Origin of the sequence: Streptomyces sp. TLI_55 (assembly GCF_900206255.1) — a bacterium.
In the GTDB taxonomy this organism is placed as follows: domain Bacteria; phylum Actinomycetota; class Actinomycetes; order Streptomycetales; family Streptomycetaceae; genus Streptomyces; species Streptomyces aquilus.
On sequence record NZ_OAOJ01000001.1, the window covers coordinates 6,702,436 to 6,718,320 of the forward strand.

The 15,885-nt window shown below is 71.0% G+C and carries 10 protein-coding genes; 8 read left to right on the forward strand and 2 right to left on the reverse strand.

What is annotated here, in order from left to right; translation table 11 throughout:
- Window positions 1-76 precede the first annotated feature (76 nt).
- The 5 genes from CRP56_RS31025 to CRP56_RS31045 are packed head-to-tail and all read left to right on the forward strand — an operon-like array spanning window position 77 to window position 7,777.
- Window positions 77-2,281 carry a sialidase family protein gene (locus tag CRP56_RS31025; RefSeq protein WP_097269545.1) on the forward strand — a complete coding sequence of 735 codons (2,205 nt, stop codon included), beginning with the start codon at window positions 77-79 and terminating at the stop codon, window positions 2,279-2,281.
- Window positions 2,281-4,248 (forward strand): beta-galactosidase, encoded by a 1,968-nt coding sequence (locus CRP56_RS31030; RefSeq protein WP_097269547.1) that lies wholly within the window; start codon window positions 2,281-2,283, stop codon window positions 4,246-4,248. The genes CRP56_RS31025 and CRP56_RS31030 overlap by 1 nt, the downstream gene beginning before the upstream one ends.
- Window positions 4,245-6,422 (forward strand): glycosyl hydrolase family 95 catalytic domain-containing protein, encoded by a 2,178-nt coding sequence (locus CRP56_RS31035; protein ID WP_097269549.1) that lies wholly within the window; start codon window positions 4,245-4,247, stop codon window positions 6,420-6,422. Before CRP56_RS31030 ends, CRP56_RS31035 begins: the two co-directional genes overlap by 4 nt.
- A gap of 36 nt (window positions 6,423-6,458) precedes the next feature.
- The gene (locus tag CRP56_RS31040) at window positions 6,459-7,175 is read left to right on the forward strand and encodes a glycoside hydrolase family 12 protein (RefSeq protein ID WP_097269551.1); all 717 of its coding nucleotides are present in this window, start codon (window positions 6,459-6,461) and stop codon (window positions 7,173-7,175) included.
- A 35-nt stretch (window positions 7,176-7,210) separates the two neighbouring features.
- On the forward strand, window positions 7,211-7,777 hold the full coding sequence (locus CRP56_RS31045; protein ID WP_097269553.1) for a chorismate mutase: 567 nt from the start codon (window positions 7,211-7,213) through the stop codon (window positions 7,775-7,777).
- 56 nt (window positions 7,778-7,833) lie between these two features.
- On the opposite strand, the gene CRP56_RS31050 is transcribed toward CRP56_RS31045, so the two are convergent.
- On the reverse strand, window positions 7,834-9,882 hold the full coding sequence (locus CRP56_RS31050; RefSeq protein ID WP_097269555.1) for a glycoside hydrolase family 31 protein: 2,049 nt from the start codon (window positions 9,880-9,882) through the stop codon (window positions 7,834-7,836).
- Between the two features lie 89 nt (window positions 9,883-9,971).
- Window positions 9,972-10,979 (reverse strand): LacI family DNA-binding transcriptional regulator, encoded by a 1,008-nt coding sequence (locus CRP56_RS31055; RefSeq protein ID WP_097269557.1) that lies wholly within the window; start codon window positions 10,977-10,979, stop codon window positions 9,972-9,974.
- Window positions 10,980-11,276: 297 nt separating this feature from the next.
- On the opposite strand from CRP56_RS31055, the gene CRP56_RS31060 reads away from it, so the two are divergent.
- The 3 genes from CRP56_RS31060 to CRP56_RS31070 all read left to right on the forward strand — a co-directional run bounded on the left by CRP56_RS31060 (window position 11,277) and on the right by CRP56_RS31070 (window position 15,856).
- Window positions 11,277-13,211 carry an acyl-CoA dehydrogenase family protein gene (locus CRP56_RS31060; RefSeq protein ID WP_097269559.1) on the forward strand — a complete coding sequence of 645 codons (1,935 nt, stop codon included), beginning with the start codon at window positions 11,277-11,279 and terminating at the stop codon, window positions 13,209-13,211.
- Between the two features lie 87 nt (window positions 13,212-13,298).
- Complete coding sequence (dxr, locus tag CRP56_RS31065) at window positions 13,299-14,555, forward strand: 1-deoxy-D-xylulose-5-phosphate reductoisomerase (protein WP_097269562.1); 1,257 nt, start codon at window positions 13,299-13,301, stop codon at window positions 14,553-14,555.
- A gap of 8 nt (window positions 14,556-14,563) precedes the next feature.
- A complete protein-coding gene (locus CRP56_RS31070) occupies window positions 14,564-15,856 on the forward strand; it encodes a M50 family metallopeptidase (RefSeq protein ID WP_097274621.1) in 1,293 nt (430 codons plus the stop codon).
- Window positions 15,857-15,885 lie beyond the last annotated feature (29 nt).

Sequence of the window (15,885 nt, forward strand, 5' to 3'; positions counted from 1 at the left end):
GTCGTGGCTGGTCGCGCAGTTCCCCGCGCCCCTTGAGCAACTCACCTGATCCTTCTCATCTAGCGAGGCTTATGTCATGCGCACGCCACCCTTGAGCCGTCGTGCCGTACTCGCCGGGACCGCCGCCGCTGCCGCGCTCACCGCCGTTCCCATGAGTCAGGGACGTGCGCTGGCCGCCTCCACCCCCACCTACCGCTGGCGCAACGTCGTCCAAGGCGGTACCGGATTCGTCACCGGTGTTCTCTTTCACCCTTCCGTTCGTGGGCTCGCCTACGCCCGTACCGATATCGGGGGTGCCTATCGCTGGGACGACTCCGTCGGCCGTTGGACCCCCCTCATCGATCACCTCGGCTGGGACGACTGGAACCTCCTCGGGGTCGAGGCCATGGCCGTCGACCCCGCCCACCCCAACCGGCTCTATCTCGCCCTCGGCACCTACTCACAGCCCTGGGCGTCCAACGGGGCCGTGCTGCGTTCCGACGACCGGGGTGCCACCTGGGCCCGTACCGATCTCACCGTCAAGCTCGGGGCCAACGAGGACGGGCGTGGTGCCGGGGAGCGGTTGCTCGTCGACCCTAGGGACAGTGCCACCCTCTGGGTCGGGACCAGACATGACGGGCTGCTCAAGTCGACCGACAGAGGCGCCACTTGGGGCGCCGCCACCGGGTTCCCAGGCAAGCCGAGCGGCTCCGGGCAGGGCGTCACCCTGCTCGTCGCCGCCGGGCGCACCCTCTACGCCGGCTGGGGTGACTCCGACGGGACCGCCGCCAACCTGTTCCGCACCGTCGACGGGGTCACATGGGAGGCCGTGCCCGGGCAACCCTCCGGCGTCGCCGCCAAGGTGCCCGTCCGGGCCGCCTACGACCAGCACACCCGCGAGCTGTATCTGACCTACGCCGACGCCCCCGGGCCCAACGGGCAGTCGGACGGCAGTGTGCACGCGCTGTGCACCGCCAACGGGAAGTGGCGCGGGGTCACGCCGGTGAAGCCCGGCGGGACGACCGACGACGGCGGCACCGACTCCTTCGGGTACGGCGGGGTCGCCGTCGACGCCCGTCGGCCGGGGACCCTCGTCGTGTCCACCAACAACCGGTGGGCCCTCGTCGACACCGTCTTCCGGTCCACCGACGGCGGTCGCTCCTGGACCTCGCTCAAGGACTGCGCCGTGCTCGACGTCTCCGAGACCCCCTATCTCAAGTGGGGCGCGGACGCGCCCAAGTTCGGCTGGTGGATCCAGGCGCTCGCCCTCGATCCGTACGACTCCCGGCATGTCGTCTACGGCACCGGCGCCACCCTCTACGGCACTCGGGACCTCAAGCACTGGGCCCCTCAGATCCGCGGGATCGAAGAGGCCGCCGCGAAGCTGCTGATCTCGCCCCCGGTCGGGCAGGCGCACTTGATCAGCGGGTCCGGGGACATCGGCGTGATGTACCACGAGAAGCTCACCGCGTCCCCCTCGCGCGGCATGGCGTCGAACCCCGTCTTCGGGACGGCGACGGGACTCGCGCAGGCCGTGGCGAAGCCGGCCTACGTCGTGCGCACCGGGTGGGGCGACCACGGCAACGGGGCCTACTCGAACGACGGCGGGCAGACCTGGACGCCCTTCGCGGCCCAGCCCGCCCTCGCCAAGGACGCGCCGGGGCCGATCGCCGTCAACACCGACGGGACTGCCCTGCTGTGGGTCTTCGTGCACTGGGACGGCACCAAATACCCCGCGTATCGCTCCGCCGACAACGGGGCCACCTGGACCGAGGTCCCTTCCTTCCCGAAGGGCGCCACGCCGGTCGCCGACCCGGCCGACCCGACGCTCTTCTACGCATACGACACCGACACAGGAACGCTACTGGCCAGCACTGACAGTGGCCGTACTTTCACCGCTCGTGCTTCCGGACTGCCGTCCGGAGACAGCCAGTTCGAGCTGGTCGCTGCGCCCGGACGCTCCGGTGATCTCTGGCTGAGTGTGAAGGGGAACGGGTTGTACCGGTCCACCGACGGGGGCGTCGGTTTCGCCAAGGTGGGCAGTTGCCGGGCCTCGTACGCCCTCGGCTTCGGCAAGGCCGCCGAGGGGGCCGTGTATCCGGCCGTCTTCATGGTGGGCGTCACCGAGACGATCACCGCCGTGTACCGCTCCGACGACGAGGCGAAGAGCTGGGTGCGGATCAACGACGACCGGCACCAGTGGGGCTGGACCGGCGAGGCGATCGCCGGTGATCCCCGGGTCCACGGGCGCGTGTACCTCGCCACCAACGGGCGCGGCATCCAGTACGGGGAGCCGGTGTGATGCCGGGGCTCGGTGACGTCACCCGCGGCCGCCTCCTCTTCGGCGGTGACTACAACCCCGAGCAGTGGCCCGAGGAGACCTGGCAGGAGGACGTCCGGCTGATGAAGGACGCCGGCGTCAACTCCGTCACGCTCGGCGTCTTCTCCTGGGCCAAGCTCGAACCCCGGCCCGGGGAACGGGACTTCGGCTGGCTCGACCGGGTCATGGACCTGATGCACGAGCACGGCATCGGCGTCGTCCTCGCCACCCCGACCGCCTCGCCGCCGCCCTGGATGGGCCATCTGCACCCCGACACCCTGCCCGTGGACGAGGACGGCCGCACCGAGTGGTGGGGCGGCCGCCAGCACTTCTCGCACTCCAGCGCCGTCTACCGGCGCTACGCCGCCGCCATCACCGAGGACCTCGCCGCCCGCTACGGCGGCCACCCCGCCCTCACGATGTGGCACATCAACAACGAGTACTGCACCTTCGACTGGAGCGACCAGGCCGCCGCCCGCTTCCGGCGCTGGCTCCAGCGGCGCTACGGCACGGTCGACGCCCTCAACTCGGCCTGGGGCACCGCCTTCTGGAGCCAGGGCTACGGCGACTGGGCCGAGGTGCACACCCCGCGCCACGCCCACTACATGAAGAACCCGTCCCAGGCGCTCGACTTCAGGCGGTTCACCTCCGACATGCTCCTGGAGTGCTACCTCGCCGAACGGGACATCGTGCGGCGGCACACCCCGCACCTCCCGGTCACCACCAACTTCATGCCGCTGTGGACGGGCCAGGACGCCTGGCGGTGGGCCGAGGAGGAGGACGTCGTCTCCGTCGACCTCTATCCCGACCCGCGGGACCCGATGGGCGCCCAGCACGCGGCCCTCCTCCAGGACATGACCCGCTCGCAGGCCCGTGGCCCCTGGATGCTGATGGAGCAGGCGGCCGGGCCCGTCAACTGGCGGGGCGTGAACCACCCCAAGCCGGCCGGCCTCAACCGGCTCTGGTCGCTCCAGTCCGTCGCCCGCGGCGCCGACGCCGTCTGCTACTTCCAGTGGCGGCAGTCCCGGCAGGGCGCGGAGAAGTTCCACTCCGGGATGGTCAGCCACGCGGGGGAGCGGGGGCGGACGTTCCAGGAGGTCAAGCGGCTCGGGGCGGAACTGGGCCGGATCGGCGGGGAGGTCGTCGGCGCTCACACCTCCCACGACATCGCCGTCCTGCACGACTGGCACTCCTGGTGGGCCGGGGCCCACGAGGGCCGGCTCTCCGGCGAGGTCGACTATCCGCAGGTCCTGACCGCCTGGCACCGGGCCCTCTGGGAGGCCCACCTCGGCACGGACTTCGCCCACCCCGATCATGATCTGAGCCGCTACAAGCTCGTCGTCGTCCCGCAGCTGTACGCCCTCACCGACGCCGCGATCGAGAACCTCCTCTCCTACGTCCGCCAGGGCGGCACCCTCGTCTCCGGCTTCCTCACCGGCGTCGCCGACCAGGACGACCGGATCAGGCCCGGCGGCATGGACGTACGCCTGCGGGAGCTGTTCGGCATCCGCACCCTGCACGAGTGGTGGCCGCTGGACGCGGGGGAGACCGTCGAGTGCGACGGGTTCCGCGGCACCCTGTGGTCGGAGGAGATCGAGGCTGACGGGGAGGCGGTCGTGGCCGCCGCCTTCAAGGGCGGGGACCTCGACGGGCTGCCCGCCGTGCTGCGCAAGGGCCGGGCCCGCTATCTCGCGACCCTGCCCGAGCCGGACCACCTGCGCGCGATGCTCGCCGAGTTCGCGGCCGAGGCGGGGGTGCGGCCGGTGCTGGAGGGGCTGCCGGCGGGCGTCGAGGCCGTACGGCGGGGTGAGCTGCTGTTCGTGCTCAACCATGCCCGCGATGCGGTCACCGTTCGAGTCCCGGGCGCCTTCCGTGATCTGCTGACCGGCATGAACGTCACGGACGACCTCACTCTCGACCGCTACGGAGTGGCGGTGCTGAAGCCATGAACCTCGTGCACGGCACCTGGGAATCCCGACCGGCCGCCCGCTGGGAGGACGGCTTCCTGAGCGGCAACGGCCGTCACGGCACCCTTGTGTTCGGCGAGCCGAACGACGAGCGGGTCGTCGTGACCCATCACACCCTGGTCCGCCCCAACGGCTCCGAACACGCCCGCCCGCCGGAGCTGGCCGCCGGACTCGCCGACCTCCAGGACCGGCTGCTCGCCGGTGAGCTCGACGCCGCCGAGCGCTTCACGGACGGCCGGGACCTGCAGTGGGTGCAGCCCTTCCACCCGGCCTTCCAGATCCGGCTGCGCTCCACGACGACCGGCGACGCCCCCGGATACCACCGGTCCGTCGACTTCGTCACCGGCGTCACCCGCACCCGCTACGAGGGCTGGGACAGCGAGGTCTTCGTCTCCCGCGCCGACGACGTCATCGTCCAGCGGGTCACCGCGACCGACCTCGACATCTCCCTGGACCACCGGCTGCCGGGCGCCCCCGACGGCCTCGGCGTCGGCCAAGGCGCCGTCCTCACCCCCGGGGGCGCGCTGCTCACCCTGCGCGCCCACTACCCCGGCAGCGACCGCGCCTACACCGGCGTCACCCTCGTCCAGGTCACCGGCGGCACCGCCACCCTCACCCCGCCCGGGCTGCGGATCACCGGAGCGGAGTCGGTCCTGCTGCTGACCCGCGTGGCCCGGCACACCGGTGAGCTGGACGTGACGGAGGAGGCCCGCGCCCTGCGCGACCTGCCCCTCGACCACGCCGCCCTCCTCGACCGCCACACCGCGCTGCACCGCACCGCCTACGAGCGCGTCACCCTCGACCTGGACGCCGACCCCGCCGAACGCGCCCTCCCCGGCTCGGAGCTGCTCGAACACCCCGACAGCCCCGCGCTCATGGAGCGCCTCTTCGCCGCCGGCCGCTACCACCTGCTCTCCGCGAGCGGCCTCTTCCCGCCCCGCCTCACCGGCCTGTGGACCGGCGACTGGAACACCGCCTGGTCGGGCGCGTTCACCAACGACGCCAACGTCAACCTCCAGACCGCCTCCGCCGCGTCCGCCGCCCTCCCCGAGGTCACCGAGGCGCTCGCCTCCCTGATCCAGGGGCAGCTGGCCGACTGGCGGGACAACGCCCGCACGATCTTCGGCGCCCGCGGGATCGCCGCCCCGCCGCACAGCGACGGAGAGTCCGGGCTGACGTACCACTTCGAGCGCGAATACCCGCTGCACCTGTGGACGGCGGGCGCCGACTGGCTGCTCAAGCCGCTCGTCGACCACGACGAGACCACCGGCACCCGCGACCCGCGCACCGCCGCCGCGCTCGCCGAACTCGCCCTGTTCTACGAGGACTTCCTCATCCGCACCGACGCCGACGGGCACCTCGTCGTCGTCCCCTCCTACTCGCCCGAGAACCGTCCGGCAGGCGGCAGTTGGGGCGCGATCAACGCGGCGATGGACCTCTCGGCCGCCCGGCACGCCCTGCACACGGCCGCCGACTACCACCCCGAGGACGCGGACCGCCTGCGCGCCCTCGCCGACCGCCTCCCGCCGCACCGGATCAACGCCGACGGCGCCCTCGCCGAATGGGCCTGGCCGGGCCTGGAGGACAGCTACGACCACCGCCACCTCAGCCACCTCTACGGCGTCTGGCCCCTCGACGAGATCAACCCGTACGACACCCCCGAACTCGCCCGCGCCGCCCACCGCGCCCTGGCCCTGCGCGGTGCCGAGAACGACTCCGCCCACGGCCATCTCCACCACGCCCTGATCGCGGCCCGCCTGCGGGACGGCGAACGGGTCGCGCACGCCCTCGGCCAGGTCCTCAAGGGCGACTTCTTCCACGCCTCGCTGATGAGCGCCCACTACCCGAACCGCCGCACCTACAACGCCGACGCCGCCCACACCCTGCCCGCCGTGCTCATCGAGATGCTCGTGCAGTCGACCCCGGACCGGCTGGTCCTGCTGCCCGCGCTGCCCGACCGCTATCCCAAGGGCCAACTCCTCGGCGTCCGCACCCGGTTCGGCGCCGCACTCGACCTCACCTGGACCCCGCAGCAAGCGACCGCGGTACTGCGCCCCACCCGCACCCATCGCGTCGAACTGAGGACTTCCTCCGGCACGGAGCCGCTCGACCTCGTCGCCGGGGAAGACCACGTCCTGCGTCTGGAGGCGTGGTAGCCACCCGCATTTCCCCCCACCCATGGAAGGGACACCATGGCCAAGAGCAGACTCCGTAACGTCACCATGGCCCTACTGGCTCCGGCGATGGCCCTCGGCGCCACCGTCGGCCTCGCCTCCGCGCCCGCCTCGGCGGCCGTGTGGAGCTCCTGCGACCAGTGGGCCTCCACCAGCCTGAACGGCTACACGCTCTACAACAACATCTGGGGCTCCGGCGCCGGCAGCCAGTGCATCTGGGCCAACTCCGGCACCAACTGGGGGGTTTGGGCCAACCACCCCAACACCGGCGGCATCAAGTCCTATCCGAACGCCAAGAAGGTGGTCAACAAGACCATCTCCTCGCTCGGTTCGCTGACCAGCAGCTACAACGTCACCGTCCCGGCCTCCGGCGCGTACAACACGTCGTACGACATCTGGGACACCGACTACGACTACGAGATCATGCTCTGGGTCAACTACAACGGAGCCGTGGGCCCGCTCGGCACCTCCCAGGGCAACGTCACCCTCGGCGGCCACACCTGGACCGTCTACAAGGGCAGCAACGGCGCCAACGAGGTCTTCTCGTTCCTGCGGACCTCGGACTCCACCTCCGGCACCGTGGACATCAAGCCGATCCTCACCTGGATATCGGGCACCAAGGGCTGGATGTCCAGCAGCGAGACCATCGGGGACGTCCAGTTCGGCTACGAGATCACGTCGTCGTCCGGCGGCCTTGATTTCCAAACCAACAACCTGACCGTCAGCAGCAGTTGACCCAACGGGGTGGGGACACGGGGTTATATGAACCCATGCGTACCACCACCCCCCTCATCACCGCCGCGCTCGCCGCCGCCGCGCTGCTCGCCTCCCCGGGCAGCGCGACGGCGGCTCCCGCGTCCCCGGGCCTGCTGCCCGTCGCGTCCCTGGCGGCCGACCGCCTCGCCACCGCCGACCTCGTGGCCGCCGCCAAGTGGGGCACCGACAGCCCCATCGACGACCCCGCCCGTGAACAGCAGGTCCTCGACACCGTCGCCGCCCAGGCCCAGCAGATCGGCGCCGATCCGGACGAGATCCGGGCCGTGTTCCGCGACCAGATCGAGGCCAACAAGACCGTCCAGCGTGCCCTGTTCCGCCGCTGGACCGCCCATCCCGACGAGGCACCGACGACCAAGCCGGACCTCAGCGTCGTACGGCAGACCATCAACCGCATAAACACGGGCCTGGTCACCGCCCTGGCCGACACCACCCCGGACCGGTCCTCGGTCGGCTGCCGCCCCGAACTCGCCCTCGCCGTGGTCGAGGTCCACCACGAGAAGCACCCGGACCTGCTGCACACCGCCGCGCTCGTCCGCTCCCTCGCCTCCGTCTGCCCCTGACACGGGCGTGCGGCCGGTCCCTCCCCTATCGGGACCGGCCGCACGCTCGTCCGCGGCTACTCCGCTACGGGAAGCCGCGCCCCGTCCCGCAGGAACAGCGGGATGCGGTCCAGCGGGGCGTCGACCGTCACGGTCGTCCCTCCCTCGTACGACGCACCGGTCCACGCGTCCGCCCAGGTCGCGCCCGTCGGGAGATAGGTCGTGCGGGCCGTCGCTCCCGCCGTCAGCACCGGCGCCACCAGCAGGTCCGCGCCGAAGAGATAGGCGTCGTCCACCGACCAGGCCGCCGGGTCGTCCGGGAACTCCAGGAACAGCGGCCGCATGGGCGGCAGGCCCTCCTCGTGGGCCTCGCGCATGACGTCCAGGACGTAGGGCCGCAGGCGTTCGCGCAGCCGCAGGTACTTCTCCAGCACCGCCCCGGCCCGCTCGCCGTACGACCACACCTCGTTGGGACCGCCGGTCATCTCCGGGCCCAGCGGCATGCCCGGGTCCCGGAAGCCGTGCAGCCGCATCAGCGGGGACAGCGCGCCGAACTGGAACCAGCGGACCATGACCTCCTGGTACGCCGGGTCGCTCGGGTCGCCGCCGTGGAAGCCGCCGATGTCGGTGTTCCACCAGGGGATGCCGGACAGCGCGGTGTTGAGGCCGGCCGCGATCTGGCGGCGCAGAGTCGGGAAGTCGGTGCCGATGTCACCGGACCACAGGGCGGCGCCGTAGCGCTGACTGCCCGCCCACGCCGAGCGGTTGAGGGTGATGACCTCCTCGCCCTCGGCGCTCAGCCCCTCGTGGAAGGTACGGGCGTTGTCCGCCGGGTAGATGTTGCCGACCTCCAGACCCGGGCCCGCCCAGTAGCGCAGGTTCTCCGCGAAGCCGGGCTTCAGCTCGGGCTCGCAGGCGTCCAGCCAGAACGCCGTGATGCCGTACGGATCCAGGTAGTTCTCCTTGACCTTCGACCAGAGGAACTGACGCGCCTCCGGGTTGGTGGCGTCGTAGAAGGCCACCTGGACCGTCGACGCCACCTCCTTGTCCGGCCAGTCCGCGTGGGCCATCGGCCCGTACTGCGTGCCGATGAAGTAGCCGCGCTGCTCCATCACCGGGTGGTTCTCGCTGAGCGGCGACACCGACGGCCAGACGGAGACGACGAGTTTGATGCCCAGCTCCGCCAACTCCCGCACCATCGCGGCCGGGTCGGGCCACTCCGCCGGGTCGAACTTCCACTCGCCGAGGTGGGTCCAGTGGAAGAAGTCGCACACGATCGCCGAGATCGGCAGCCCGCGCCGCTTGTACTCCCGTGCCACGCCCAGGAGTTCGTCCTGGGTGCGGTAGCGCAGCTTGCACTGCCAGAAGCCCGCCGCCCACTCCGGCAGCATCGGGGTACGGCCGGTGACGGCGGAGTAGCGGCGCTGCGCGTCTGCCGGGGTGCCGGCCGTGATCCAGTAGTCGATCTGCCGGGCCGAGTCGGCCACCCAGCGGGTGCCGTTGTGGGCCAGCTCCACGCGGCCGATCGCCGGGTTGTTCCACAGCAGGGTGTAGCCCCGGCTGGACGTCAGCACCGGGATGCCGACCTCGGCGTTGCGCTGGACCAGGTCCACGACCAGGCCCTTCTGGTCGAAGCGGCCGTGCTGGTGCTGGCCGAGGCCGTACAGCTTCTCGTCGTCGTAGGCGGCGAACCGCTGCTCCAGGCGGTGGTGGCCGTTGCCGACGGCGGTGTAGAGGCGCGGCCCGGGCCACCAGAAGTGGGCGCGGGCCTCGGCGAGCAGCTCCGCGGAGTCCTCGGTGCGCAGGAAGCGGACCAGGCCCTCGGCGCTGACCTCGACGGTGAGCGCGCCGACGGTCAACCGCCCCTGCCCGTCCTCGATCTTGACGGTGGAGGAGGTGGCGGGCGCGTCGTCGAGCAGCGCACCCGGCAGCCCCTCCAGGATCGGCCCGCCGAGCCGGGCCCGGACCCGGACCGCGTCCGGGCCCCAGGGCTCGATCCGTACGGTCTCCTGACGGCCGCTCCACTCCAGCGCGCCGTCCCGCTCACGGAACGTACCGACGGTCGGGGACGACTGCGCGAGGCTCACCGCGCCGGTCGGGGGCTGGTTCTCGGCAGGCTGAGGCACTTGAGGCACTTGAGGCGCTCCTGGGCTCCGAAACTCCTGGCGGAGTGGCAGACATGGGGGTGCCCCGGCAGGGGCGAACGCAAGAGGTGCTACGCCGGTACCGGGCCCGTGCTCGCCCGGACCGTCAACTCAGGGGTGATCAGGACGACTTCGTCGCTGCCGCGGCCGTCGAGCTTGGCCACCAGCCGCTCCACGGCGTTGCGGCCCATCTCCTGCGCGGGGATGGCGACCGAGGTCAGCCGCACCGAAGCCTGGGTGGCGACCTGGTCGGGGCAGATCGCGACGACCGACACGTCCTCGGGCACCGCGCGCCCCCGCTGGCGCAGCTGGGCGAGCAGCGGCTCGACGGCCGACTCGTTCTGCACGACGAACCCGGTGGTGCCGGGGCGCTCGTCGAGGATGCGGGCGAGCGTCACGGCCATCGCGTCGTACCCGCCCTCGCACGGCCGGTGCAGCAGCCGCACGCCCAACTCCTGGGCGCGGGAGCGCAGTCCGTCGAGGGTGCGCTCCGCGAAACCGGTGTGCCGTTCGTAGACCGCGGGGGCCTCGCCGATGACAGCGATGTCGCGGTGGCCGAGCATCGCGAGGTGCTCCACGCAGAGCGCGCCGGTCGCCCGGAAGTCGAGGTCGACGCAGGTCAGCCCGGAGGTGTCGGCGGGCAGGCCGATGAGCACGGACGGCTGGTCGGTGCCGCGCAGCAACGGCAGCCGCTCGTCGTCGAGTTCGACGTCCATCAGGATCATCGCGTCGGCGAGCCCGCTGCCGGTGACGCGGCGCACCGCGTCCGGGCCCTCCTCACCGGTCAGCAGCAGTACGTCGTACCCGTGCGTCCGGGCGGTGGTGGCGACGGCGATGGCGATCTCCATCATCACCGGCACGTACATGTCCGTCCGCAGCGGCACCATCAGCGCGATGATGTTGGACCTGCTGCTGGCCAGGGCGCGGGCGCCCGCGTTCGGGTGGTAGCCGAGCTCGCGGATGCTCTGCTCGACCCGCTGCCGGGTGGTCGTGGAGATGGACCGCTTGCCACTGAGGACATAGCTCACCGTGCTCGCCGAGACTCCGGCGTGCTGGGCGACCTCGGCGAGGGTGACCATCCAGCTCTCCAAGCTTTGTGAAGCGCTTCGACAGTGCGCGGGTTGAATAAGGGCGGGTGAGGGTGGTTCGACAGTAGCCGCACCGGGGGTGGGTGTCCATAGGATGTCGAAGCGCTTCGATAGAGAGTTTCGACGGCGCGCTTCCGGGCTTCCCGGTTCCCATGATGGCGGACCGTCGGCCGTCCGGCTGCGCGTCAGGGGTGGTGGGGTCGCCCGGGATCGGGTACATACGATCGGGTAGCACCGGTCGGTAACGAAAACGGTCCCAAGATCCCGATTCGCGGCGAGGTGAGCCTCATGTCCGCTCCACCCACCAGCAAACCCACCGTCTCCGAACGTGAGGCCCGCGAGGTCGCCGAGGCGGCCCGGGAACAGGAATGGCGCAAGCCCAGCTTCGCCAAGGAACTGTTCCTCGGGCGCTTCCGGCTCGACCTCGTCCACCCGCACCCCCTGCCGTCCGAGGAGGCCGCCCAGCGGGGCGAGGAGTTCCTCGCCAAGCTCCGCGACTTCTGCGAGACGAAGGTCGACGGCGCCCTCATCGAGCGCGAGGCCCGGATCCCCGACGAGGTCATCAACGGCCTCAAGGAACTCGGCGCCCTCGGCATGAAGATCGACACCAAGTACGGCGGCCTCGGCCTCACCCAGGTGTACTACAACAAGGCGCTCGCGCTGGCGGGCTCGGCCAGCCCCGCGATCGGCGTGCTGCTCTCCGCCCATCAGTCGATCGGCGTACCGCAGCCGCTGAAGCTGTTCGGCACCGACGAGCAGAAGGAGACGTTCCTGCCCCGGTGCGCCCGCACCGACATCAGCGCCTTCCTGCTCACCGAGCCCGACGTCGGCTCCGACCCGGCCCGCCTCGCCACCACCGCGGTCCCCGACGGCGACGAGTACGTCCTCGACGGAGTGAAGCTGTGGACCACCAACGGCGTGGTCGCCGACCTCCTCGTCGTCATGGCCCGGGTGCCGAAGTCCGAGGGCCACCGGGGCGGCATCACCGCGTTCGTCGTCGAGACCAACTCGCCCGGCATCACGGTCGAGAACCGCAACGCCTTCATGGGCCTGCGCGGCATCGAGAACGGCGTGACCCGCTTCCACCAGGTCAGGGTCCCGGCCGCGAACCGTATCGGCCCGGAAGGAGCAGGCCTGAAGATCGCTTTGACGACCCTCAACACCGGCCGGCTCTCCCTCCCCGCCTCCTGCGTGGCGGCCGGCAAGTGGTGCCTGAAGATCGCCCGCGAGTGGTCGGCGGCCCGCGAGCAGTGGGGCAAGCCCCTCGCCCAGCACGAGGCGGTCGGCTCGAAGATCAGCTTCATCGCGGCCACCACCTTCGCCCTGGAGGCGGTGACGGACCTCGCCAGCCAGATGGCCGACGAGGACCGAAACGACATCCGCATCGAAGGCGCCCTGGCCAAGCTCTTCGCCTCCGAGCAGGCATGGCTGATGGCCGACGAACTGGTCCAGATCCGCGGCGGCCGGGGCTTCGAGACGGCCGCGTCCCTGGCGGCCCGCGGCGAACGCGCGGTCCCGGCGGAGCAGGTCCTGCGCGACCTCCGCATCAACCGCATCTTCGAGGGCTCGACCGAGATCATGCACCTGCTGATCGCCCGCGAGGCGGTCGACGCCCACCTCTCGGTCGCCGGCGACCTGATCGACCCGGACAAGTCCCTGACGGACAAGGCGAAGGCGGGCGCCAACGCGGGCGTGTTCTACGCCAAGTGGCTCCCGAAACTGGTCGCGGGCCAGGGCCAACTCCCGTACTCCTACAACGAGTTCAAACACGAGGTCGACCTCTCCGTCCACCTCCGCTATGTCGAGCGCACGGCCCGCAAACTGGCCCGCTCCACCTTCTACGCCATGTCCCGCTGGCAGGGCCGTATGGAGACCAAGCAGGGCTTCCTCGGCCGGATCGTCGACATCGGGGCCGAACTCTTCGCCATGAGTGCGGCCTGCGTCCGCGCCGAACTCCTCCGCACCACCGAGGCCCACGGCCGCGAGGCCTACCAACTGGCGGACGCCTTCTGCCGCCAGTCCCGCATCCGGATCGAGGAGCTCTTCGGCCGCCTGTGGACCAACACCGACGACCTGGACCGCAAGGTCGTCAAGGGCGTCATGTCCGGCACCTACGAGTGGCTGGAGGACGGCATCGTCGACGCGTCGGGCGAGGGCCCCTGGATCGCCGACGCGACCCCCGGCCCCAGCGAGAAGACCAACGTCCACCGCCCGATCCGCTGACCGGCCCATGACACCGCGTCCCCCTCCTGTCCACCGTGAGGGGGACGCGCTGTCCTCACACGCCGTCCTTACGGCAACAATGGGGGGATGAGTGACAGTCCAGCCCCTCTCGCCGACCCCCACCTCGTCTACGACCCCGTGGCGGGCGACGGCCCCAAGGACGTGGTGATCCTCGGCTCCACCGGCTCGATCGGCACCCAGGCCATCGACCTCGTCCTGCGCAACCCGGACCGCTTCCGGGTCACCGCGCTGTCCGCCCACGGCGGCCGGGTCTCCCTGCTCGCCGAGCAGGCCCACCGGCTCGGGGTGCGGACCGTCGCGGTCGCCCGCGAGGACGTCGTACCGGCACTGCGGGAGTCACTCGAGGCCCGGTACGGCACCGGCGAGCCGCTCCCCGAGATCCTCGCCGGACCCGACGCGGCCGGCCAGGTCGCCGCCTCCGACTGCCACACCGTCCTCAACGGCATCACCGGCTCGATCGGCCTCGCCCCGACCCTCGCCGCCCTGGAGGCGGGCCGCACCCTCGCGCTCGCCAACAAGGAGTCGCTCATCGTCGGCGGCCCGCTGGTCAAGGCCCTCGCCAAGCCCGGGCAGATCATCCCGGTCGACTCCGAGCACGCGGCCCTGTTCCAGGCCCTGGCCTCCGGGACCCGGGCGGACGTGCGCAAGCTGGTCGTCACCGCCTCCGGCGGCCCGTTCCGCGGCCGTACGAAGGAAGAACTGGCCAACGTCAGCGTCGAGGACGCCCTCGCCCACCCCACCTGGGCCATGGGCCCGGTCATCACCATCAACTCCGCGACCCTCGTCAACAAGGGCCTGGAAGTCATCGAGGCACACCTCCTCTACGACATTCCCTTCGACCGCATTGAGGTCGTCGTGCATCCCCAGTCGTATGTCCACTCGATGGTTGAGTTCACGGACGGATCGACAATCGCCCAGGCAACGCCCCCCGACATGCGCGGGCCGATCGCCATCGGCCTCGGCTGGCCCGAGCGCGTCCCCGACGCGGCTCCCGCCTTCGACTGGAGCAAGGCGTCGACGTGGGAGTTCTTCCCGCTCGACAACGACGCGTTTCCTTCGGTCAACCTTGCGAGACACGTGGGGCAGCTCGCGGGCACGGCCCCGGCGGTGTTCAATGCCGCCAACGAGGAGTGCGTGGAGGCGTTCCGGGTCGGCGCGCTGCCCTTCAACGGGATCATGGAGACCGTGACGCGGGTCGTGGAGGAGCACGGCACGCCGGTCACGGGAACCTCGCTCACGGTGTCGGACGTCCTCGAAGCGGAGACCTGGGCCCGCACCCGGGCCCGGGAACTGGCGGCACAGACGGCGGAGGCCCGTGCATGACGACCCTGATGTTCATCCTCGGCATAGCGGTCTTCGCGTTCGGACTCCTGGTCTCGATCGCGTGGCACGAGCTCGGCCACCTCTCCACGGCCAAGCTCTTCGGCATCCGCGTGCCCCAGTACATGGTCGGCTTCGGCCCGACCGTCTGGTCGAGGAAGAAGGGCGACACGGAGTACGGCGTCAAGGCCATCCCCTTCGGCGGCTACATCCGCATGATCGGCATGTTCCCGCCCGGCCCGGACGGCCGCCTGGAAGCCCGCTCCACCTCGCCCTGGCGCGGCATGATCGAGGACGCCCGCTCGGCCGCCTTCGAGGAACTGCAACCCGGTGACGAGTCCCGCCTCTTCTACACGCGCAAGCCCTGGAAGCGCGTGATCGTGATGTTCGCGGGCCCGTTCATGAACCTGATCCTGGCGATCGGCCTGTTCCTGACGGTCCTGATGGGCTTCGGCATCCAGCAGCAGACCACCGACGTCGCCTCGGTCTCCCCGTGCGTGATCTCCCAGAGCGAGAACCGCGACACCTGCAAGAGCACCGACAAGCCCTCCCCGGCCGCGGCGGCCGGCATGAAGAAGGGCGACAAGATCGTCTCCTTCGCCGGCGTGAAGACCGACGACTGGAACACGCTCTCCGACCTCATCCGCGACAGCGCCGGCAAGACGGTCCCGATCGTCGTCGACCGCGACGGCCGGCAGGTCTCCCTCACGGCCAAGATCGCCACCAACCTCGTCGCGAAGAAGGACTCCAGCGGGGCCTACGTCCAGGGCGAGTACGTCAAGGCCGGCTTCCTCGGCTTCAGCGCCGCCACCGGCGTCGTCAAACAGGACTTCGGCGACTCGGTGACCTGGATGACGGACCGCGTCGGCGACGCCGTCGACTCCCTCGCCGCCCTGCCCTCCAAGATCCCGGCCCTGTGGGACGCCGCCTTCGGCGACGGCCCGCGCCAACCGGACTCCCCGATGGGCGTGGTCGGCGCGGCCAGGGTCGGCGGCGAGATCGCCACCCTCGACATCCCGGCGTCCCAGCAACTGGCGATGTTCGTGATGCTCCTCGCCGGCTTCAACCTCTCCCTGTTCCTGTTCAACATGCTCCCGCTGCTGCCACTCGACGGCGGCCACATCGCGGGCGCCCTGTGGGAGTCGCTGCGCCGCCACCTGGCCAAGCTCTTCCGCCGCCCCGACCCGGGCCCGTTCGACGTGGCGAAGCTGATGCCGGTGGCCTACGTCGTCGCGGGCATCTTCATCTGCTTCACGGTCCTGGTCCTCATCGCGGACGTCGTCAACCCGGTGAGAATCTCCTAGCCATACGGCGTTCACGACGGCCCGGCACC